Source organism: Micromonospora sp. NPDC005291 (assembly GCF_040607415.1).
Classification (GTDB): domain Bacteria; phylum Actinomycetota; class Actinomycetes; order Mycobacteriales; family Micromonosporaceae; genus Micromonospora.
In genome coordinates this window covers 71,813-90,935 of record NZ_JBEXGR010000020.1, presented here as the reverse complement: position 1 = coordinate 90,935, position 19,123 = coordinate 71,813, and the positions used below count along the sequence as shown (strand labels likewise).

Genomic DNA, 19,123 nt, shown 5'->3' with positions numbered 1-19,123 from the left:
GTTGGCGATGGCCCGCTGCGTCGCCACATTCACACGCGACCATCAACCCGAGGCGGCTGCGATGACACTGTTTCGGCAATCACGACTTGCCGAGACTGCACCGACCAACTGTCGGCGTGAGATCGAGACAGTCAACGAGGTCATCCACCAACGACTGAGGGAACTGACCGTCGCGCGCTTCGGCAACGACACGACGCGACACCTCACCCTGGTGAAGGTCGCCGCGATCGACAGCCCGTACGGCATGCTTCGCACCTATGTCTGGGCCGAGATACCGGAATGGCCCCCCAAGGTGATCGAGGCGGCATCCGCTGCGATACTCGCGCTCGGGGACGACACGTCGTAACTTGGCCAGCCGTTGACATGCGTCAGACCTGGTCCGGTTCGCACTGCCACGGAGTTGGCCCGAGCCACGTCCCAGGACCCGATCCCCGCCGGACAACGGCCAGCTCTGGCTATGCACGCCGACCGCTGCGTTGGCCATCTGCTGTACGCCCAGGTGCGTTAGCCGGATAGCGAACGTGAGTCTCCGCCGTCCGCCAAGGATCCCGCACTGGCCACGCTCCGCGTGCCGATCCTGCTCTGATGGTTGACGCCCTCCTGTCACGTCGTCTGCCGAAGCTCGGCCCGAGGTGAGTGCCGACGGCCTTCGGACGCTTTGGCGCAAGATGTGTGGTGGGCCCGGGCCGGTCTCTGGTGTGACTCAGTGGGCGGGGGTGCGCTGTCCGCGGACTGTCCGGGGGCTCATGCCGAGTTCCTGGCTCATGGCCCGTCGAAGTGCCGTGGGGTCGCTGTACCCGACCGCGTGGGCGACTCCGGTGACGGCGAGGTCGGTGTTTTGGAGAAGCTCGACAGCTCGCTCGACACGCAGGCGTCGTAGGAATCGAGCAGGTGGCATACCCGTGGCTTCGCTGACGCGGCGGGTGAACGTGCGCGGACTGACGTGTGCGGCGGCGGCCAGGTCGCTCACTCCTATGCGTGTGTCGAGGTGCTGGAGCGCCCACGACCGCGCGATGGCGACCTCGTTATCGGCGCCCTTCATCGTCTCGGACATGACGTAGGGAGACTGTGACTGGCGACGATCCACGGCGAGGTACCTGGCGCACTGCCGGGCGAGTGCCTCCCCACCGTGGCGACCCACGAGCGTCAGCATCAGGTCCAGGTGGGCCATGGCTGCCCCTGCAGTTGTCACCGGGCCGTCGGTGACGACGAGGTCAGCAGGTGTCAGTCGAACTGCGGGGTACCTCCTGGCGAACAGCGGTGCCAGCCACCAGGTGGTCGTCGCACGTCGCTGGTCGAGGATGCCGGCCTCGGCGAGGAGGAACACCCCGGCGCACGAGGCTGCGATCTCGCTCCCCGCTGCGGCGGCCTCCTCCACGTAGTGCGCCGCCGCCCTGGCGTCGGGCATCGCGAGTCGGCTGCGAACCTCGTGGGTGTTCCTCATCCCGAGGCCGGGGACCACGACGAGATCCACCGGATCCGTGGCGTCTGCCTGGCCGTCATCGACCCAGTGCTGGACGTCGAACGGATCGGCATGTCCCGATCGGAGGGCCAGCCGGTTCGCGGTGTCGAGGACATCGACGGTGATGGCCACGGAGGTGGCCATCGCACCCTCGAGATCCAGGACGCGGACCGAGGTCATGTCTCGAACCGCCCGAACTGTGGCCGGTCTTGCTCTCCCAAGGACTTCATCGTTGATCCATCGTAGTCACCAGATCGGCCGCACTCGGCGACGATCCATCGCAGGGGGACCTCCATGACGGATCACGACGTGACCCGGGACGACAACCTGGCCGACTTCACCGTCCGGTCCGTCTCGCTCCTCGGTGAGGTGCGTCACGTGCATGTCAGTGGCGACGGTCCCGGCGTCATCGTGATGCCCGAGATGCCCGGGATCAGCCCTCACGTCGCGCGGTTCGCCCGATGGGTCCGCGATCGCGGCATGACGGTCTACCTGCCTTCAATCTTCGGCACCGACGGCGCCCTCGGCGACGCCGACAGCGGGGCACAGGTGTTTCGTCGCCTGTGCGTCGCGAAGGAGTTCCGCGCACTCGGCGGCGGCGAGTCGAGCCCCGTCACTGCGTGGTTGATGGCCCTCGCCCGCCTGGTGCACCGGGAGTGCGGGGGGCCCGGTGTGGGCGCGGTCGGCATGTGCTTCACCGGCAACTTCGCCATCACCATGATGCTCGAGAGCGCCGTCGTCGCCCCGGTCGCCTGCCAGCCGGCCCTGCCGGTCGACGAGCCGGGCGCCCTGGAGATCAGCGACGCCGAGCTCGCCGCGGTGAAGGAACGTCTCGACCGCGACGGTCTCACCGTCCTGGCCTACCGGTTCGAGGGGGACGTCGTCTGCACCCGGGCACGCTTCGATGCCTACGCGCAGACACTGGGTGACTCCTTCCTGAGCCGCGAGCTCCCCGACACCGCCGCGAATCCGGAGGCACCGCCGTTCTTCGCTGCCCACGTCCCCTATCCCCACAGCGTCGTCACCGTTCACCTCATCGATGGCGAGGACGAACCGACCACCGCCGCGCGCGACGAGATCCTCGACTTCCTCCACGACCGGCTCCACGGCCTCGGCATCAGCCGCATCAACTCATGACCCGGCACAGACGAAAACTGCAATCCCATCGTGTGAGGGACCGGGTCCCGCAGTGACAACCCGACTGACGCCCACCCGCACCGAACCCCTCGACAGATCGGAACCTCGAGTGAACGCTTACGCCATCGCCCACCTGCACGACGCCGATCCGCACCCGGACGTCGCCGAGTACATGGAGCGGATCACCAGCACGTTCGAGCCCTTCGGCGGCCGTTTCCTCGTGCACGGCACGCCGCCGGAGGTGAAGGAGGGCACCTGGGCCGGACACGTCGTGGTGATCGGCTTTCCCGGGATCGACGAGGCCAGGGACTGGTGGGACTCCTCGGCCTACCGGGAGATCGCACCCCTTCGTTCCCGGCACATCCAGGGCGACATCATCCTCGTCGCCGGCGTTCCCCAGGATTACGACCCGAGGGCCACCGCGCAGGCCATCCGAGACGCCCCGGCATCGCCCTGAGGTCGGCGGACCTGAGGGCCACACCGACATTGGATCGTATGATCGTGCTAATTCCGTACGTGTGTACGACACCTTCGTCGAACCCATCGCTCGGCGGCTTGGCCCGGCGGGCCCAGCTGGTCGCCTGCGCGGTGGACGTGCTGGTCGAGCGGGGGTTCGCAGGCACGTCCGTCGCCGAGGTTGCGCGCCGCGCCGGCGTCAGCAAGGGCGTGGTGAACTGCAACTTCCCGACCAAGGAGGACCTGTCGGGTGAGGAGGTGACCTCTCTCTACCGCGACGCCGGGACCAAGATCACCGAGGCGACGGGAGACGGCGACTCGGTCATCGGCGAGCTCGCGACCTACATCAGGAGCAACCTTGCCTTCGTCGCCCACCATCCCAGACACGTGCGCGCAGTCATGGAGGTGGCGGCGAACATGCGACCTGCAGACGCGACACCGGGAGGCGAGGATCCCTTGAGCGCCCACCTGCGGGAGCTGTTCGAGCGCGGGCAGGCGACGGGTGAGGTCGCTGATGTGGACGCCGGGGTGCTCGCCCTGACAATCCGGGCCTCGATCGACACCGCAGCGGCCCGTGCCACCTGCGACCCGACGGCTGATCCACGTGGCCACGCCGAGCACCTCGTCACCATCGTGCGACGCGCGATGCAGGCTAAGGAGCTCCGATGAGCATGACCAGGAGCCGTCCGGCCCCATTCGCCGGCTTCCTGCTCCTCGACCTCGTCGTGCCGCTCGCGTCCTACTACCTGCTCCGCGCACGGGGCGCATCCGTCTGGACCGCACTCCTCGCCGGGGCCGCGCTGCCGATGCTCCGCCTGAGCGCCAGCCTGGTCCTCCGGCGGCGCGTCCCCGGGGCCAGCCTGTTCACCCTCGAGCTCATCACTGTCGGGACTGCGATCGGCCTCATGACCGCCGACTCGCGGCTGCTGATGGCCCGCGAGAGCTACCTGACCGGCTTCGTCGGTGTCTGGATCCTGCTCTCGCTGTTGCTGCCACGGCCACTCGGGTTCACTGCAACCGTCGGCTTCATGCCCCCGACGGCGGCCGAGGTGTGGCACCGGTCCTGGGAGACCAGTGGGACGTTTCGCCGGGCGATGCGGGGCATGACGTGGGGCTTCGGATTGGCCTTCCTCATCGACGCCGCCGCCCGGGTCGTGATGAGCTACACGCTGCCTCTGGACCACGTCCCGGCGGCCTCCACCGCGCTTCTGGCCGTGATGCTGGTCGTCGTCGTCCAGACGGGCAGGGTATGGGGACGCTGGCGTATGCGCCAGGTCACGGAAGTGCCGGGCTGATGGTGCGTCGATCAGCGGGAGGGCCGGCCGGCCGGGCCCTCCAGGGGCGACCGCGAGCTCGACGTGTGGTCGAGAGCGGCATGGGTCCGAGCACCGTGTCGCCTTCACGCCCCTCCACCCGTGGCCCGTGGTCGTACCTGGCATGGCTCGTGTCTCGACAGCGCGGCCGGGTGACGCTCGGAGCGGTGCTCGGCAGCGCCTGGATGGTGGGGCTCGCCCTGCCGCCGTACGTGCTTTCCCGTGCGATCGACAGCCTCGGGGAGGGTCAGCGGGACGTGGTGCTGGGGTGGACGGCTGTCCTGCTGCTGGTGGGTGGCGTCCTGGCCGGCCTGAGCATCTGGCGGCATCGCACCATGACCCGTGTGCGCATGGACGCGGCGCTGCGGACGGTGTCCGAGGTGAACGCGCACGGCATTCGTCTGGGAGGCACGATGGCGCGGCGCGCGCTCACCGGAGAGGTCGTGACCATCGGAGGTGGGGATGCGTGGACGATCGGGCGGAGCCTCACCGCGACCGGGCCCGGGGTCGGCGCGGTGTTGGCGTACGTGGTGATCGCGGTGCTGTTGCTGCGGATCTCGGTGCCACTGGCGCTGGTCGTGCTGGCAGGAATCCCGGTCCTGGCCCTGGTCGTGGGTCCGGCGACGGGACGGCTCCGGACGGTCGGTACGCCGTACCGCGACCAGCAGGCTCGGGTGACGGGTCGGATCGTGGACATCGTCGCGGGGTTGGGCGTCCTGAACGGGTTGGGCGGCAAAGCGGTCTACGCCGACCGTTTCCGCGCCGAGTCGCAGCGGCTACTGCAGCACGGCTACCGGGTCGGCCGTGTCACGAGCGTGATCCAGGCAGTCGGTCTGGGGCTGCCGACGCTGTTCTCCGCTGTGGTGGTGTGGCTGGCCGCCCGGCTTGCGGTCGAGGGCAGCATCACGGTGGGCGAGCTGGTCGCGGTCTACGGCTACGCCGCGGTGCTGGCGGTGCCGGTGGCTTCCTTCATCGAGGGCGCGCTCGATCTCAGTCAGGCTCTCGTCGCCGCACGGCGGGTGACCGACTTCCTGGGCGTGCTCCCCGACAGCACCGGAACGGCGGTCGCCCCGGGTCGGGGAGTCCTGGTCGACGAAGTCTCCGGGTTGCGGATCCCGCCGGGGACGTTCGCTGCGGTCGCAACCGCCCGGCACTCCGATGCCGTGGCGCTGGTCGACCGACTCGGAGGCTTCCGCACCGGTGCGACCTGGGCCGGGCAGCCGACCTCCGAGCTCGATCCCGCACAGCTGCACGAGCAGGTGCTGGTGGCCGACAACGAAGCCGCCCTGTTCGCCGGTTCCCTGGCACAGGTGGTGGCCGGTCGCCTCGACGTCGACGACCTCGGTGAGGCGGCGATGCTGGACGCGCTGCACACGGCCGCCGCCGACGACGTGGTGCGGGGCCTGCCCGAAGGCCTGGGTTCGAGGATCGACTCGGGAGGACGGAACCTCTCAGGCGGTCAACGCCAACGCGTCCGGCTCGCCCGAGCGATGATCGCCGACCCGACCGTCCTGCTGGCGGTGGACCCCACCTCGGCGCTTGACGCCGCCACGGAGGCCACCATCGTCGACCGCCTCACCCACCGCCGTCGCGGCAAGACCACGCTGGTCACCTCGACGTCCGCGCTCGTGCTGCAAGGAGCCGACGAGGTGCACCTGCTCGTGGATGGTCGGGTGGTCGCAAGCGGCACCCACACCACCTTGCTGGCCAACCCCGCCTACGCTGCCCTGGTCCACCGCGGAGCACCGGCCGCCAGCGCCCACGACCCCGAAATCCAAGCATGAGCGCGCAGCCGTTGCCGGTGGCAGAGCCCGGCGAGGTCCGCCGCGCTGCTTGGCGGCTCATTCGCTCCGACCGGGCAGCGTTCATCGTCGTGCTGCTCACCAACTGCGCGGCGGCGGGCGCCGGTCTGGTCGGGCCGTGGCTGCTCGGGCAGATCGTCAATGAGGTGCAGGTCGGGGCCGGGGTCGCGACCATCGACCGCTGGGGCCTCCTCGTGGTGCTTGCCGCGGCCGCGCAGCTCCTGATCGCGTATCAGGCCCGCCGCCTTGGCTACCGATTCGGCGAACGGACTGCGGCCCGCCTGCGCGAGCAGCTGGCCGACCGGCTCATGCGGATCCCCGCAGGAGGTGTCGAAGAGGCCGGGACCGGCGACCTCACCTCACGTGCCACCACCGACGCCGGACTGGTCTCGTTCGCTCTCCGCGACGCCGCCCCGGAGATGGTGTTCGCCCTGGCCCAGGCGCTGATCATCATCGTCGCCGTCATCCTTCTCTCCCCCGTGCTGGGCGTCGTCGGGCTGGTCGCACTCGTCGCCATCCCCGTGGTCCTGCGCTGGTACCTGCGCCGCGCCCGGTCGGCTTACCTGGCCCAGGCGGCCGCGAATGCCGAGGTCGCCGACGTCCTGGCCGGCACCGCCGCCGGCGCTCGGACGGTGGAGGCGCTCGGCCTGCAGGAGCGGCGGGCAGCCGACTGCTCGTCCGCGATCGCTGCCGCGACCGTCGCCCAGCTGCGCACCCTTCGGCTGCGGAGCGTGTTCTTCCCGACCATCGACGCCTCCACCGCCCTTGCCGTCGGCGCCACTTTCGGAGTGGGTGGGCTGCTGTACCTCGACCACCAGCTCAGCCTCGGCATCGTCGTTGCGGCCGTTTTCTACCTGCGCCAGCTCTCCACCCCGATCGACACGATCCTGATCTGGGTGGAGACCTTGCAGAGCAGCGCCGCCTCGTTCGCCAGGATCGAGGGCCTCGCCTCCTCAGCGGAACCGCCGCGACCCACCGGCGGGACCGAGTTCGGGGTCATCCCCTTGGACCGGATCATGACCTTCAGGTCACCGCCGCTCGTCGCGGTCAACGTCGCGGTGCCGGTGGCACCGGTTTCGTTGAGGTCCTGCAACTGGACCTGCACGCTCTCGTCGGCGTGCGCGACGCCGGGAAACACGAAAACCAGCGCCGCCACGGGCACGGCCAACAGGGCTCGGGACAGTCTCACAACAGATCTCCGTCTCCGCCGCTACGGCGTCGATGCTCAGGTGCTGTCGTGAGGGATTCGTCGCCCGCCGCCCGCCGGATTGGTGCTGGAACGGATTCTTTTCCGGCCCGGGCGGCGAGCAACTCATCTGCCCCGGTCTTGACCAGTCCGCGTACCGGCCCGTGTCGAGGAACAGGTATGGCATTCGACCTCGACTCCTACAGGCACGCTGCCGCGCTGATCCCGCGACGTCGCGCCCAGGCGACGCCGACGATCATGAGCCGGCAGCCCGGATGTCCGCTGGGCGCATTCCGCATGGTTTGCGTCCGGCCCGGTCAACGTGTCACCTGGTGGTGGCCAGCTCATCCTCGGAGACCGCCGCGGTGGTCGTCCGGCGTATGGCGACGGTGACGAGCAACGCGGCGCCCGTCAGCGCCACACCGAACCAGAGGGCGCTGTCGACTCCGAGACTGTCGGCGAACCATCCACCGAACAGCGCGCCCAGCGCGATGGACGTGTTGTAGCCCATGGTGTTGATGGACATGGCTGCCTCGAACTTTCCGGGTGCGGCGCCGAGCATCAGGTTGATCTGGCACAGGTTCGCGGCGCCGAAGGACGTTCCCCAGAGGGCAACGGCGAGGATCAGTCCGGGCCGTGTGTGCCCGATTGTGAGCAGCAGCAGCATCGCCATCACGAGCCCTGCGCAGGCGAGGACGAAGCTGACCCAGAGGTTCTTGGTCACCGTGTGGCCGGCGATGAAGTTGCCGGCCGTGCCGCCGACGCCGTAGATCACGAGCAACACGGTGATGAAGGCGACCGAGGCCGACGCCTGCTCCTCCGCGAAGGGCCGGATGTAGGTGTACGCGCCGAAGTGGCCGAGCACGTACAGCGTCACGGCGACCATCACCAGGCGCAGTTGCGGGTGCTGGATCGGGAGTCGGAAGACATCCCGGACCGGGACGGCGTTCTGCGAGGGCAGCGAGGGAATGATCACGGTGACCGCGAGGAACATCAGCGTGCTGAGGCCGGCCCAGATGAGGAATGTGGCGCGCCAGTTGGTGAGGCTTTCCAGGAACGTGCCGAGTGGGATGCCTACCACCGCGGCGATCGAGATGCCGGACAGCGCGACCGCCGAGGCTCGGGGGGCGAGACGTCCGGGTACGAGGCGCATCGCCATGCTCACGCCGATCGCCCAGAAGACGCCGTTGGCGAATCCCATGACGAGCCGGGTCGTGAGGACCAGTGTGAAGTTCGGTGAGGCAGCGGTGAGCAGGTTACCCAGGGCCAGGATCGCCAGGAGTACGGATAGCAGGATGCGCCGGTTGATGCGCCTGGTCCACGCGACGATGAACGGCACGCCGAGGCCTGCGGAGATGCCGTACAGCGTGACCATCAATCCGGCGACGCCCGCGGACACATCCAAGTTCACGCTCACCGGGGTGAGCAGGCCGACGGGCATTAGTTCGGTGGTGACGAAGGTGAACAGGCTGGCGGTGATGACGGCAACACCCAGCCATGACCTCAGGGGCGAGTACGGGTGCTCATCGGTTGTGACCATGTCTTCTTTCTTGTCGTGAGGGCCTGCGGTCGGCGATGGCGCGTGTGTCATCGGCCGGTTCCCGCTGACCGCTGGCGGCGGCGAAGTTGGTCCGGGGTACTGGGGGTTCCGGCCGGACAACAGCCGTGCCGTGCCGGTCTTCTGAGAAGCCTCAACCGAATCGATCAAGGAGTCCAACACATGCTTGTCACCTCATCGATCGTGAAAGAAGATGGATCGGTGGAGCTACAGCAGATGCGCTACGTCATCGCGGTCGCCGAGACGAACAGCTTCACTCGGGCCGCCGAGCGCTGCCTGGTGGTGCAGTCCGCGCTCAGTCACCAAATCGCACGCCTTGAACGGGAACTGGGCGCAAAGCTCTTCGAGCGCACCAGCCGACGCGTCCGGTTGACCCCGGCCGGCGCCGCGTTCCTGCCCGCCGCCCGTCAGTGCCTGGACGCCGCAGAGCGCGCTTCCGCCGAGGTCGCGGCGGCCGCCGGTGAGGTACGCGGACGGCTTGTGATCGGCCTGATCCCTACCGTCGCCGCAGTCGACCTTCCCGGCGTCCTGCGAGACTTCCGTCAGCGGTACCCGTCCGTACGCATCAACCTCCGCGCGGGTGCGAGCGAAGAACTCATCGAGCAGGTCAAGCAGGGTGCCATCGAGGCGGCCTTCCTCGGCCTGCCCACCACCGCGCGTCCCGAAGGCGTCAACGCCCGAGAACTCGCCCGCGACCGGCTCGTCGCCGTGGTCGCCCCGGATCATCCCCTCGCCGCAGAGTCAGCGGTCAGCCTGCGTCGGCTCTCCACCGAGGTGTTCGTCGACCTGCCGGCCAAGACCGCCGGGCGAATCCAGTCCGATCAGGCATTCGCGGCCGCCGGTCTCAGCCGCGACGTCGCCTTCGAGGTGACCACCGCCTACCTCACCTCCCGGCTGGTCGAACAGGGACTTGCCGTGGCCATGCTCCCGTCCGCCTACGCGCCGCAACTCACCGGCGTGACCACCATCCAGGTCACGGACGCGCCGGCCCGCGTCGAATACGTCATCTGGAGCCGAGCCGAGTGCACGCCCGCGGCGAAGGCCTTCCTCGCCCTCCTCGACATCCACGCCAATGACGCTGGAAGCCATGAGGAAGTTCATCGACCCAAACGGCTAGACGAACCGACAGCCCCAGCGCATTAAAGCCGAGCGCCCTGGCCTGCGGATTCGCGCGCGCCCGGTTGACCGCCTCTGCCGGCGCGACAGTGTCGGTCGGAAGCGGCGCCGCTTGAAGGGCGTGCGCACGCTTCCCCGAGTGTTTGGTAGCCCTTGTCGGCGAAGGTCACCACGTCCGCGCTGTTCAGCGCGTCGATGATGGTGTGGAGGCGGGCGGCGGTGAGTCATGCGCCGAGCGTGGCAGGCAGCGGCACCACAGGTCAGTCGTGGCGGTGACGCACGATATAGTCGATGTAGCGGATTGTGTCCTCGCGGTCGTTCTTGCTGATCGAATCCCACAGGTCGGCCAGCCAGTAGAGCGAGCCGGACAGCATCCAGGCCCATCCGCGTATCCACGTCGCCTCGTCGAACCCGAGCGCCTCCCGGTAGGCGGCCCGCGCGCGGGCATCGAACAGGCTCCAGCCCGGCCGCACCTCGACCGCCGGATCGCCGCGGCCGAGACCGCCGAAGTCGATCACCCCGGTGAGCCTGCCCCGGTCGGCCAGCAGGTTGCCTTCCAGGAGATCACCGTGCAGCCATACCGGCGGTCCGGGCCACTCGTCTGCCGCCATCGCCTCGTCCCACGCTGCGGTCACGGCCCGCCCGGAGATCCGGTCGCCCAGCGCCACGATCGACCGGCGAGTCAGCTCGTCCCGCTGCGCCAGTGGCACGCCGCGCTGAATCCCCTTCTTGACCGGCCCGCCCATCGGGTCGATCGCGATCATCGCGCGCACGAAACCGGCGAGGTCGACAGCGAGGTCGGCGAGGTCCTGCCCGACTTCCGGATTGCGCCCCTCCAGCCACGGGACGATCGTCCACGGCCACGGGTAGTCCCCGACCGGCTTGCCGACCGCGATCGGCACCGGCACCGGCACCGGCAGATGCGGCGCCAACCGCGGCAGCCAGGTCGCGTCGGTCGCCACCTGGTCGACCGCCCAGTGCGCCCTCGGCAACCGCGCCGTCAGAGAACCACCCAGCCGGAACAGCGCATTGTCGGTGCCGTTCAACGGCTGTGCCACGATCGGTAGGTCCGACCAATCGGGGAACTGCTCATCGATCAGAGCGCGTACCTGCTCGACAGTGACGACGATCTCTCCGGGGCGCATCGACGCGACCATAGATTCCACTCGATCATCCGGCAATCGAATTCGGGCCCGCCGAACCGTTCACCGGATCAACCACTTGTACCGCGGCCTCGGCTTCGGCGGCGACCCGGCCGGGTCTGCCGTCGGTGTGCATCCGACCGGCGAACACCTCGGCTGCCTCGCCGTCAGACCGACACGATGGAGCGGCGCTGAACAAGGACGGTCGGGATGCCGGTTGGCCACGAGGCATGGCCCCGTGAGTGACGGGCGAGAATGAGCTCTCTTCAAGCTGATCTTGTAGATCAGGCGGATACGGCGAGCCCGGAGATCGATGAAAGTCAGGCTGCAGTTAAGAGAATCCGATGCCTCGACCGGGAGCCTCGCCTGTGCTGTCTTACCCCTCCACGATCCCGCTGTCCAGCCGAACCCTGAACCACCTGGCTGACCTCATCCGAGCGCACCCTAAGCAGCATCGATCCCGGTGACGGCGCCTCGATCCGGGCCGACAGGCGTTACTCGCCCTGGCCCACCTGCGCAACGGCGACACTTATACCCGGCTCGCCGCCGGCGGTAACGGCTGCGGCGCTACCGCCGTTACCTCGGATCGGTCGGCCATCCGGGAGGCGGGTGTCAGGACAATTCGAAGTCGAACCAGATGCGGTGGGTGCCATCGTCGTCGACTGTCATGCCTCCTGAGCCGCGGATACCGGTCAGGTCGCCGGTGCCGCTTGTGGGGACGATCGCCAGGAACTCGGCCTGCCGGTTCTCACCCGTGGTGGTGGCGGAGTGCACGAAGTTGAAGGTGCCCGCGTGGCCGGCGATGCCGCCCTCGAAGGACTCCATCGCGACGTACGTGCCTGTGCCGGTCGAGGCGTCGAAGGCGGCCGTGAAGAGTGTTTCGGATCGGCCGTCGATCTCGCCGGTGAACGTCTTACGCATGGTGGCAAAGCCGACCGGTAAGCCGGTCTTGATCTCGGAGATCGGCACGGAGGCCGCAGTAAAGTCGGCTACGTCGAATGTTCCGGTCGCTCGCATGCCTCGGATCGTACGGCCCTCAACTGACAGTTTCCGTCAGGATTGTCGAGCGCTTGTGTGGCTGATCATGGTGACCGGCGCGGGCAGGTTTCAAGGCCGCGGCCTGAACATCCGCTGCCGCCATGACGGGTCCGCCCTGCGCCACGTCTATGTCGTCGCCGCGTGGATGGCCGCCCCGTCGCATAAACACTAGCCGCGAACATCCGCTCATCGACAGAAGCGGATGCTGGTGACCCTGCCTCCTGTCATGAAGGGTCACGTGCGTTCCCTCCCCACTTTTTCGAGGCGCTGGTCAAGGAGTTAGGAGGGCGACCGCAGTGTCGGCAACCAGGAAACGATCCGAGCGGCAGGACGGCTCCGGCCGCCCGGCGACCCATGCAGCGGAGGCCGAGGCCGATCGCGGTGATAGTCGCATGACGGCCAGGTCAATGAAGGCGAGCAGGATCACTCCGGCTGCCTGCCACGCGAGGGCGGCCAGTATGCCGTTGGTCGGCCGGACAGCGGGAGGGCGACGGCGGCCAACGCGGTGGCGGTTTCGACCGGTTAACGGGGGCGGGCCGAGGAGCAGGCCGCACGTCGTACAGCGAACTCACGGACGGATGGCGTTGACCCAGAGGGGTTGCCGGTATGACTATGCGGCTCGCCATTGCTCGCTGTCCGGCGCTCCTTGGCCCGCAATGGCGCAGCGGAGGGTCGGCACGAGCGCCGGCAGGCGTAGCAAACGTGTGCGCGGCGACCTGGCGGAGAGGGTCACTTCTCGTCCTGACTGTTACGCAGTTGGGTGGCGAGCGCGATGGTGTCTTCGCGCGGTTCGGCGTCGAGGTCGGCGAGGGCTTTGGTCAGGGCGCGCAGGAGGGTGCGGATGCCGTCGGTGTCGCCGAGGGCGTGTCGGGCGTGCATTGCTGTGGTGTAGAGGGCTTCGTTGTAGCGGTCGAGTCCGATGGCCTGCATAGCCACCGCCCTCACCATGAGCCGCAGCCGGACGATCCGCACCGTCACCGCACCCGGCCTCGCCATCGGCTACGCCCTTGTATTCACCATCGACACCACCAGCGCCCTCATCGTCGGCTACCTCGCCGCCCTCACCTGGTGGGGCATCCGACTCACCGCACACACCCTGCGGCTCGCCTTCCCCCAGCCAGGAACAGCGCTGCGCCGCCTCACGGACCGGACGGGCGGCTGAGAGGACCGCGAAGCCCCTCGGGCCGCCACCACCGCACCTACACCGCCGATGACAACGACACCGGCGACGGCGTACCGGCCGGACCACGTCACCACACCTCACCGGTCCAGGCGCTCCACGAATGGCTCTAACGGGACTATCAAACGCCCCCGAGCGGCACCACCTGCGACAACCGAGGCGCCGTCGTGAGCGTCGTACTGCTTCACCGGCACTACAGCTAGCTGTACCTCATGTCCGGTGGTACGGGGTATCGGTCCAGGCCGCCGCCGAACCTAACGTCGGACGGCATGAGATCAAAGAGGGATCCGTCGAGACGGCGCGTCCCGCAGGCTGAGACCACCGCAACCGACTCGCCATACACTCGCACAATGCCGATATTCGGGACATCGCGCTATGCGGTGCGCGTGGATTCGGTGTCGAAGGAGTACGGGTCGGGGAAGAACACGGTACGCGCTCTCGACGCGGTGACAGCCGGATTCCCGCGCGGTACGTTCACCGCCGTCATGGGCCCGTCCGGTTCCGGCAAGAGCACCCTCCTCAACTGCACGGCAGGTCTGGACCGGCCGACATCGGGCCAGGTCGTGCTGGGTGACACGGACTTGTCCAGCCGGTCGGAGACCGAGTTGACCGAGCTGCGACGTGAGCGGATCGGCTTCATCTTCCAGGCGTACAACCTGCTGGGCGCGCTGACCGTGGAGGAGAACATCACGCTGCCGCTGCGGCTGGCGGACCGGAAGACCGACAAGACGTTGCTGCGTCAGGTGCTCACCGCGGTCGGCCTCGGCGAGTACGGCAAGCGGCGGCCGGGTGAACTCTCCGGTGGTCAGCAGCAGCGGGTCGCGGTCGCCCGGGCGCTGATCACTCGCCCGGACGTGGTGGTCGCGGACGAGCCGACCGGTGCGCTGGATACCCGGTCCAGCAGGCAGATTCTGGAGTTGCTGCGACACGTCGTGGACGACATGGGGCAGACGGTGGTGATGGTCACCCACGACCCGGTCGCTGCCTCGTACGCCGACTCGGTGGTGTTCCTGTCCGACGGCAGGCTCGCGGGTGAGCTGCCCCGGCCCACTCCGGAGCAGGTCGCCGCGCGCATGACGCACCTGGGTGAGTGGTGATCCGCCGTATCCGGCGGCTGGTCCGCATTGTGGGGGTGCCGTTTCCCACGGACCTGTCGCTGGCGTGGAGCACGATCAAGGGGCGCAAGGGCGGTTTCGTCGGTTCCTTCATCGCGATCGCCGCGGGGTCGGCGGTGATCACCGCCTGCGGGATTCTGCTGGTGTCCGGGCTCGGTACCGGCGTGACCCCCGAGCGGTACTCGGGCGCGGCGGTGGTCCTCGGCGCGGAGCAGTCGTTCTGGCTGGACGAGAGCTCTGAGGTCCGCTACAGCGAGCGTGTCAAGCTGCCCGTCGACAAGGTCGCCACCGTCGCCGCGGTGTCCGGCGTCCAGTCGGCCGTCGGCGACGTCAACGTCGAGGTCAGCATGCTGACCTCGGACGGCGACGCGGTGGCCGGCCCGGACGGCTTCCCGGTGCTCGGGCACGGCTGGTCCGCCGCGGCGCTCGGGCCATTCCAGGTGCGCGAGGGCCGCGCCCCCTCCGCGCCCGACGAAGTCGTGCTCGACGCCGGCCTCGCCGCGCGCGGCGACGTGTCGCTCGACGCGACAGTGCGGCTCGTGGTCGGCTCGATCCCGTCGTCCTACCGCGTGGTGGGCATCGCCACCGCGCCGGGGGACGGGTTGGGCCGGCAGTCCGCCGTGTTCGTCACCGACGACCAGGCGACCAGGCTGTCCGGCCGTCCGGACCGGGTGGACGCTATCGGTGTGCTCGCCGCGGCCGGCGTCGCCCCGGAGCAGTTGGCCGAGCGGATCACGGCTGCCGTGCCGGGCGTGGTGGCCCACACCGGCGCGGGACGCGGAGACGTGGAGTTCTTGGACGTGGGCGACGCCCGCAGCCTGGTGGTGGAGACGGCGGCGTCGTTCGGCGGCACCATGGTGCTGATCGTGGTGTTCGTAGTGGCGAGCACCCTCGCGTTGTCGGTGCGGCAGCGCAGGCGCGAACTGGCCCTGCTGCGTGCCATCGGTGCGACGCCCAGGCAGATCCGCTGGATGATCGACGCTGAGATGACCCTGGTGTCGTCGGTGGGCGCCGTGGTTGGCGCGATCCCCGGCGTGGTGCTGGCGTTCGTGATGCGTGACGTGTTCGTCCTCGCGGGCGCGATGCCCCCGGACTTCCAGATGCGGGTGGGGTTGTTGCCCGTCCTCGCCTCGCTGGCGTTGTGCATGACCAGCGCCCGACTCGCCGGCCGGCTGGTCGCCCGTCGGGTGGCCAAGGTCAGCCCGGTTGAGGCGCTCGGGGACGCCGCGGTCGAGCCCAAGAAGCTCGGCGGGGTCCGGTTGACCATCGGCGTCTTGCTCATCCTGCTCGGGCTGCTGCTGGCCTTGGGCAATGTGGCGTCGCCGGGAGACTCGGCCGCCGACACCGCGGGGAGCGCGGTCCTCTTGTTCGTCGTGGCGCTCGGGTGTCTCGGACCCCTGCTGCTCAGGGGCGCCCTCGTGCTGTTCGGCCGGATCCTGAACCGGCGGTCCACGGCCGCCGGCTTCCTCGCCCAGTCCAACGCCCGGGCCGGCTGGCGGCGGCTCAGTTCGGCCACCACACCGCTGGCCATGGGCGTGGCCTTGGCCGCCATGCAGGTGTTCGGCGCCTCCACGACGCTCGCGAGGGCGCAGGACCAACTCGAGGACGGACTGCGGGCCGACCACGTGCTGACCGCGTCGTCCGGCGCCGGGGTGTCCCCCGAGGTCGTGGACACTGTGCGCGACGTGCCCGGCGTGGCCGTGGCGACGCCGGTGGCGCGGATGCAGGTGCTGCTGACGTTCCCGTCTGAGGACAGCACCGCGACCAAGGTCTTCGCCGCCCAGGGTGTCGCACCCGAACGGCTCTCCGAAACCATGGACCTCGCGGTGGTCCAGGGCGATAGTGCGGACTTGCGGGGCGAGGCGGTGGCGCTGAGCCGGGTCGTCGCGGAGACCGTCCATGCGAGAGTCGGCGGGACGACCGAGCTCCACCTCGGCGACGGCACGGTGATCAAGCCGCGGGTGGTGGCGATCTACGAGAACGGCCTGGGTTTCGGGGACGTCACCCTGCCTAACGACCTCGTCGTCGCCCACACCGCCGCGCAGGTCGACACCGCGGTCCTGATCAGGTCCGCGGACGGGACCGACGCGAAGGCGCTCGCCGCCGCGCTGCGCGGCGCCGTCGGGCGCTACCCGACGGTCCAGGTCGGCGACAGGGGGGCGTTCCTGGCCGCGCCCGGGGCCGGCGGCTCGGGTGACTGGGCGTTGAACCTGCTGTTCCAGACGGTGCTGCTGGGCTACATCGCCATCGCCGTGGTGAACACCCTGGTGATGGCGACGGCGGCGCGGGTACGCGAGTTCGCGATACTGCAACTCATCGGTGCCAGCCGGAACCAGGTCCGCGCGATGATGAACGGCGAGGCCCGGATTGTGGTCTTCGCGGCGCTGCTGTTCGGTCTGCTGGCGACGATCCCGCCGCTGATCGGCTTCAGCCTCGGGTTGACGAAGTCGCCCACTCCCAGCATTTCCCTCATCGGCCTCATCGCGATCGTGGCGCTCGCCATCGCGCTCTCCTGGGGTGCGATCACGATGGCCACCCGGTACGCGATGCGACCCGCGCCGATCGACGCGATCGGCGGGCACGAGTGAGACACCCCGGCCGCCATCATGACCTCGACCCCAATCGCCAGGCGGTCGCAGCCGGTCGACGCGATCGGCGTTCGCGGGTGACAAACGACGGAGACGGGGCACGATCAGCGGTCGCTGATCCGGCCCGCCGCGTTGAGATAGGTGAGGACGGCGAGGACACGACGGTGGCCGCTGTCGGTCACGGCGAGACCGAGCTTGGCGAAGATGTTGCCAATGTGCTTGTGGACGGCGTTGTCGGTGATAACAAGCTGCGCAGCGATGGCGTTGTTGTCGTGTCCCTGCGCCATCAACGCGAGGACCTCGCGTTCGCGAGGGGTGAGGGCGGCGATCGGGTCGCCGGCGCGTTGGACGAGCTGCGCGATGACCTCCGGGTCCATGGCGGTACCACCGGCGGCGACGCGACGCAGCGCGTCGACGAACCCGTCCACCCGGCTCACCCGGTCCTTGAGGAGATAGCCGACCCCGCCGCCTGCGGTGGAGAGCAGTTCGGCGGCGTACTGCTGCTCCACGTATTGCGACAGCACCAGGACCGGCAGGCCGGGGTGCTCCCGGCGGGCCTGCAGAGCTGCTCGGATCCCTTCGTCGCGAAACGACGGCGGCAGCCGGACATCGACGATCGTGACGTCGGGTCGGTGCTCCCGCACGGCGGTGAGGAAACCCGCCGCATCCTCGGCGATGGCCGCGATCTGGAAGCCCACGCGGCCCAGCAGCAGTTCCAGTCCGGTGGACAGCAGCACGTTGTCTTCGGCGATCACCACTCGCACGGCAGCTCCACGGTGATGGCCGTCGGCCCGCCGGCCGGGCTGTCGACATCGACAACGCCGTCGAGTGCGAGCACCCGGCGACGGATCCCGGCAATGCCGGTGCCCCGCCGATCGTCGGCGCCGCCGGTGCCGTTGTCGGTGATCACCACCGACAACCAGTCTGCCGTGCGGCTGACCCGTACGCCGGCCACGGTCGCCTGGCTGTGTTTGGTGACGTTGGTGAGTGCCTCCGCGACGGCGAAGTAGACGACGGCCTCCACGGCCGCCGGGACCCGTTCGAGGTCGCCGATGTCCAACCGGGTCGGCACGCCGCAGCGGGTGGTCACGGCGGTCAGGGCACCGTCGAGGCCCCGGTCGGCGAGAATCGGCGGATAGACGCTTCGGATCACCTCCCGCAGTTCGGTCATCGCCTCTTCGGCTCCTTCGTGTGCGTCCCGAAGAAGTCCTTCCACGAACTGCCCGTCCCGCGGATTGTCGGAAAACGCCTGCCGGGCCACGGCCAGCCGCATCGCGATGGCCACGAGCCGGGCCTGGGTGCCGTCGTGCAGGTCACGTTCGATCCGGCGCAGCTCCGCGCCGTGTGCGTCGAGCACGTCCGCCCGGGTGCGGGTCAACACGGCGACCCGTTCGGCGAGCTGTTCGTCCGTCGAGTGCGACAGCACCACCAGGCAGATCCGGGCGTGTGCGCGAGCGATCAGCGGGAAGCCCACGTACGCCAGCGCGGTGAGCGAGAGGATCTGCAGTGGACCGAGGGTGAGGGCTGTCAGCCAGCCGGTCACCACAACGTCGATGAACAGCCGTGGCCGGTTCTCCAGCCCGAACGCCCACCATAGTGGTGTGGCGATCACGGCGAGCACGATGTTGCCCACGCACAGCAGCGCGGGCAGGCCGAGCGCCACCCCGGTCATGGCGTTCACCGGCAGCCAGAGCAGGGCGCGGGAAGTGCGGCCCGTGGCCGGATCGGCCCATGCCCGGCGTCTCGTCGCGCGCATGGCAGGAGCCGCCAACGGCGTACCGAGCAGCCGGGCAGCGCGGTCACGGTGCCAGCTCGCCCAGAGCCGGGCGAGCCGCGGGACACACAGCAGCGGCAGCGTGAGCACCGTGGCGACCCCGGAGACCAATGAGCCCAGCAGGTAGACCCCACCCCGCCGCGCCTGCACCCACCGTCGCCCCGACGTCACCGGATGCCCTTTCCCTGTATGCCCGGGGAAGCTCGCGTTTCCGACACGGCGTCGAGTCTGCCCGGCGGGCCGCCGCCCACGCCAC

The 19,123-nt window shown here is 69.2% G+C and carries 18 protein-coding genes and 2 pseudogenes; 12 read left to right on the top strand and 8 right to left on the bottom strand.

Translation table 11 applies throughout. The features are described 5' to 3' along the window. The first annotated feature begins 1 nt into the window (after nucleotide 1). On the top strand, nucleotides 2-346 hold the full coding sequence (locus ABZT18_RS24290) for a hypothetical protein (protein WP_354997541.1): 345 nt from the start codon (nucleotides 2-4) through the stop codon (nucleotides 344-346). 357 nt (nucleotides 347-703) lie between these two features. Here the strand turns inward: ABZT18_RS24290 and ABZT18_RS24285 are convergent, their stop codons facing one another. Further along, nucleotides 704-1,642: a helix-turn-helix domain-containing protein gene (locus tag ABZT18_RS24285; RefSeq protein ID WP_354997540.1), complete on the bottom strand. Its 939-nt coding sequence runs from the start codon at nucleotides 1,640-1,642 to the stop codon at nucleotides 704-706. A 129-nt stretch (nucleotides 1,643-1,771) separates the two neighbouring features. On the opposite strand from ABZT18_RS24285, the gene ABZT18_RS24280 reads away from it, so the two are divergent. The 6 genes from ABZT18_RS24280 to ABZT18_RS24255 all read left to right on the top strand — a co-directional run bounded on the left by ABZT18_RS24280 (nucleotide 1,772) and on the right by ABZT18_RS24255 (nucleotide 7,411). Beyond that, nucleotides 1,772-2,599: a dienelactone hydrolase family protein gene (locus ABZT18_RS24280; RefSeq protein WP_354997539.1), complete on the top strand. Its 828-nt coding sequence runs from the start codon at nucleotides 1,772-1,774 to the stop codon at nucleotides 2,597-2,599. A gap of 109 nt (nucleotides 2,600-2,708) precedes the next feature. Further along, on the top strand, nucleotides 2,709-3,056 hold the full coding sequence (locus ABZT18_RS24275; RefSeq protein ID WP_354997538.1) for a DUF1330 domain-containing protein: 348 nt from the start codon (nucleotides 2,709-2,711) through the stop codon (nucleotides 3,054-3,056). 131 nt (nucleotides 3,057-3,187) lie between these two features. Further along, nucleotides 3,188-3,724 (top strand): TetR/AcrR family transcriptional regulator, encoded by a 537-nt coding sequence (locus tag ABZT18_RS24270; RefSeq protein ID WP_355252529.1) that lies wholly within the window; start codon nucleotides 3,188-3,190, stop codon nucleotides 3,722-3,724. Beyond that, nucleotides 3,721-4,350, top strand: coding sequence for a VC0807 family protein (locus ABZT18_RS24265; protein ID WP_354997536.1), 630 nt, complete (start codon nucleotides 3,721-3,723; stop codon nucleotides 4,348-4,350). Before ABZT18_RS24270 ends, ABZT18_RS24265 begins: the two co-directional genes overlap by 4 nt. Before the next feature lie 170 nt (nucleotides 4,351-4,520). Continuing rightward, nucleotides 4,521-6,152 carry an ABC transporter ATP-binding protein gene (locus ABZT18_RS24260; protein ID WP_354997535.1) on the top strand — a complete coding sequence of 544 codons (1,632 nt, stop codon included), beginning with the start codon at nucleotides 4,521-4,523 and terminating at the stop codon, nucleotides 6,150-6,152. After that, the gene (locus tag ABZT18_RS24255; protein ID WP_354997534.1) at nucleotides 6,149-7,411 is read left to right on the top strand and encodes an ABC transporter ATP-binding protein; all 1,263 of its coding nucleotides are present in this window, start codon (nucleotides 6,149-6,151) and stop codon (nucleotides 7,409-7,411) included. Before ABZT18_RS24260 ends, ABZT18_RS24255 begins: the two co-directional genes overlap by 4 nt. A 270-nt stretch (nucleotides 7,412-7,681) precedes the next feature. On the opposite strand, the gene ABZT18_RS24250 is transcribed toward ABZT18_RS24255, so the two are convergent. Next, nucleotides 7,682-8,896 carry an MFS transporter gene (locus tag ABZT18_RS24250; RefSeq protein ID WP_354997533.1) on the bottom strand — a complete coding sequence of 405 codons (1,215 nt, stop codon included), beginning with the start codon at nucleotides 8,894-8,896 and terminating at the stop codon, nucleotides 7,682-7,684. A gap of 219 nt (nucleotides 8,897-9,115) precedes the next feature. Here ABZT18_RS24250 and ABZT18_RS24245 point away from each other — a divergent pair, with 219 nt between their 5' ends. After that, nucleotides 9,116-10,057: a LysR substrate-binding domain-containing protein gene (locus tag ABZT18_RS24245; RefSeq protein WP_354997532.1), complete on the top strand. Its 942-nt coding sequence runs from the start codon at nucleotides 9,116-9,118 to the stop codon at nucleotides 10,055-10,057. Nucleotides 10,058-10,102: 45 nt separating this feature from the next. Here the strand turns inward: ABZT18_RS24245 and ABZT18_RS24240 are convergent. Together ABZT18_RS24240 and ABZT18_RS24235 are read right to left on the bottom strand one after the other, a co-directional pair. Then, a pseudogene (locus ABZT18_RS24240) lies at nucleotides 10,103-10,254 on the bottom strand (IS5/IS1182 family transposase); the annotation flags it as partial. 36 nt (nucleotides 10,255-10,290) lie between these two features. Then, nucleotides 10,291-11,175 carry an aminoglycoside phosphotransferase family protein gene (locus tag ABZT18_RS24235; RefSeq protein ID WP_354997531.1) on the bottom strand — a complete coding sequence of 295 codons (885 nt, stop codon included), beginning with the start codon at nucleotides 11,173-11,175 and terminating at the stop codon, nucleotides 10,291-10,293. Nucleotides 11,176-11,540: 365 nt separating this feature from the next. Between ABZT18_RS24235 and ABZT18_RS24230 the strand changes: the two are divergent. Beyond that, a pseudogene (locus ABZT18_RS24230) lies at nucleotides 11,541-11,723 on the top strand (IS5/IS1182 family transposase); the annotation flags it as partial. A gap of 61 nt (nucleotides 11,724-11,784) precedes the next feature. Here ABZT18_RS24230 and ABZT18_RS24225 read toward each other — a convergent pair. Next, nucleotides 11,785-12,189, bottom strand: coding sequence for a DUF3224 domain-containing protein (locus tag ABZT18_RS24225; protein ID WP_354997530.1), 405 nt, complete (start codon nucleotides 12,187-12,189; stop codon nucleotides 11,785-11,787). 750 nt (nucleotides 12,190-12,939) lie between these two features. After that, nucleotides 12,940-13,140, bottom strand: coding sequence for a hypothetical protein (locus tag ABZT18_RS24220; protein ID WP_354997529.1), 201 nt, complete (start codon nucleotides 13,138-13,140; stop codon nucleotides 12,940-12,942). A gap of 16 nt (nucleotides 13,141-13,156) precedes the next feature. Between ABZT18_RS24220 and ABZT18_RS24215 the strand changes: the two genes are divergently transcribed. The 3 genes from ABZT18_RS24215 (at nucleotide 13,157) to ABZT18_RS24205 (ending at nucleotide 17,093) form a co-directional block, all read left to right on the top strand. After that, complete coding sequence (locus ABZT18_RS24215) at nucleotides 13,157-13,372, top strand: hypothetical protein (RefSeq protein ID WP_354997528.1); 216 nt, start codon at nucleotides 13,157-13,159, stop codon at nucleotides 13,370-13,372. A 368-nt stretch (nucleotides 13,373-13,740) separates the two neighbouring features. Beyond that, nucleotides 13,741-14,487: an ABC transporter ATP-binding protein gene (locus tag ABZT18_RS24210; RefSeq protein WP_354997527.1), complete on the top strand. Its 747-nt coding sequence runs from the start codon at nucleotides 13,741-13,743 to the stop codon at nucleotides 14,485-14,487. A gap of 35 nt (nucleotides 14,488-14,522) precedes the next feature. Then, on the top strand, nucleotides 14,523-17,093 hold the full coding sequence (locus ABZT18_RS24205; protein ID WP_354997526.1) for an FtsX-like permease family protein: 2,571 nt from the start codon (nucleotides 14,523-14,525) through the stop codon (nucleotides 17,091-17,093). A gap of 104 nt (nucleotides 17,094-17,197) precedes the next feature. Here ABZT18_RS24205 and ABZT18_RS24200 read toward each other — a convergent pair whose 3' ends face one another. Together ABZT18_RS24200 and ABZT18_RS24195 are read right to left on the bottom strand one after the other, a co-directional pair. Then, nucleotides 17,198-17,857: a response regulator transcription factor gene (locus ABZT18_RS24200; protein WP_354997525.1), complete on the bottom strand. Its 660-nt coding sequence runs from the start codon at nucleotides 17,855-17,857 to the stop codon at nucleotides 17,198-17,200. After that, nucleotides 17,845-19,038, bottom strand: coding sequence for a histidine kinase (locus ABZT18_RS24195; RefSeq protein ID WP_354997524.1), 1,194 nt, complete (start codon nucleotides 19,036-19,038; stop codon nucleotides 17,845-17,847). The genes ABZT18_RS24200 and ABZT18_RS24195 overlap by 13 nt, the downstream gene beginning before the upstream one ends. Nucleotides 19,039-19,123: the final 85 nt, after the last annotated feature.

Coding starts and splice junctions, on each gene's coding strand:
- ABZT18_RS24220 (WP_354997529.1), bottom strand. CDS start 13,140: ATGCAGGCCATCGGACTCGACCGCTACAACGAAGCCCTCTACACCACA.
- ABZT18_RS24225 (WP_354997530.1), bottom strand. CDS start 12,189: ATGCGAGCGACCGGAACATTCGACGTAGCCGACTTTACTGCGGCCTCC.
- ABZT18_RS24250 (WP_354997533.1), bottom strand. CDS start 8,896: ATGGTCACAACCGATGAGCACCCGTACTCGCCCCTGAGGTCATGGCTG.
- ABZT18_RS24235 (WP_354997531.1), bottom strand. CDS start 11,175: ATGCGCCCCGGAGAGATCGTCGTCACTGTCGAGCAGGTACGCGCTCTG.
- ABZT18_RS24255 (WP_354997534.1), top strand. CDS start 6,149: ATGAGCGCGCAGCCGTTGCCGGTGGCAGAGCCCGGCGAGGTCCGCCGC.
- ABZT18_RS24265 (WP_354997536.1), top strand. CDS start 3,721: ATGAGCATGACCAGGAGCCGTCCGGCCCCATTCGCCGGCTTCCTGCTC.
- ABZT18_RS24210 (WP_354997527.1), top strand. CDS start 13,741: ATGCCGATATTCGGGACATCGCGCTATGCGGTGCGCGTGGATTCGGTG.
- ABZT18_RS24215 (WP_354997528.1), top strand. CDS start 13,157: ATGAGCCGCAGCCGGACGATCCGCACCGTCACCGCACCCGGCCTCGCC.
- ABZT18_RS24285 (WP_354997540.1), bottom strand. CDS start 1,642: ATGACCTCGGTCCGCGTCCTGGATCTCGAGGGTGCGATGGCCACCTCC.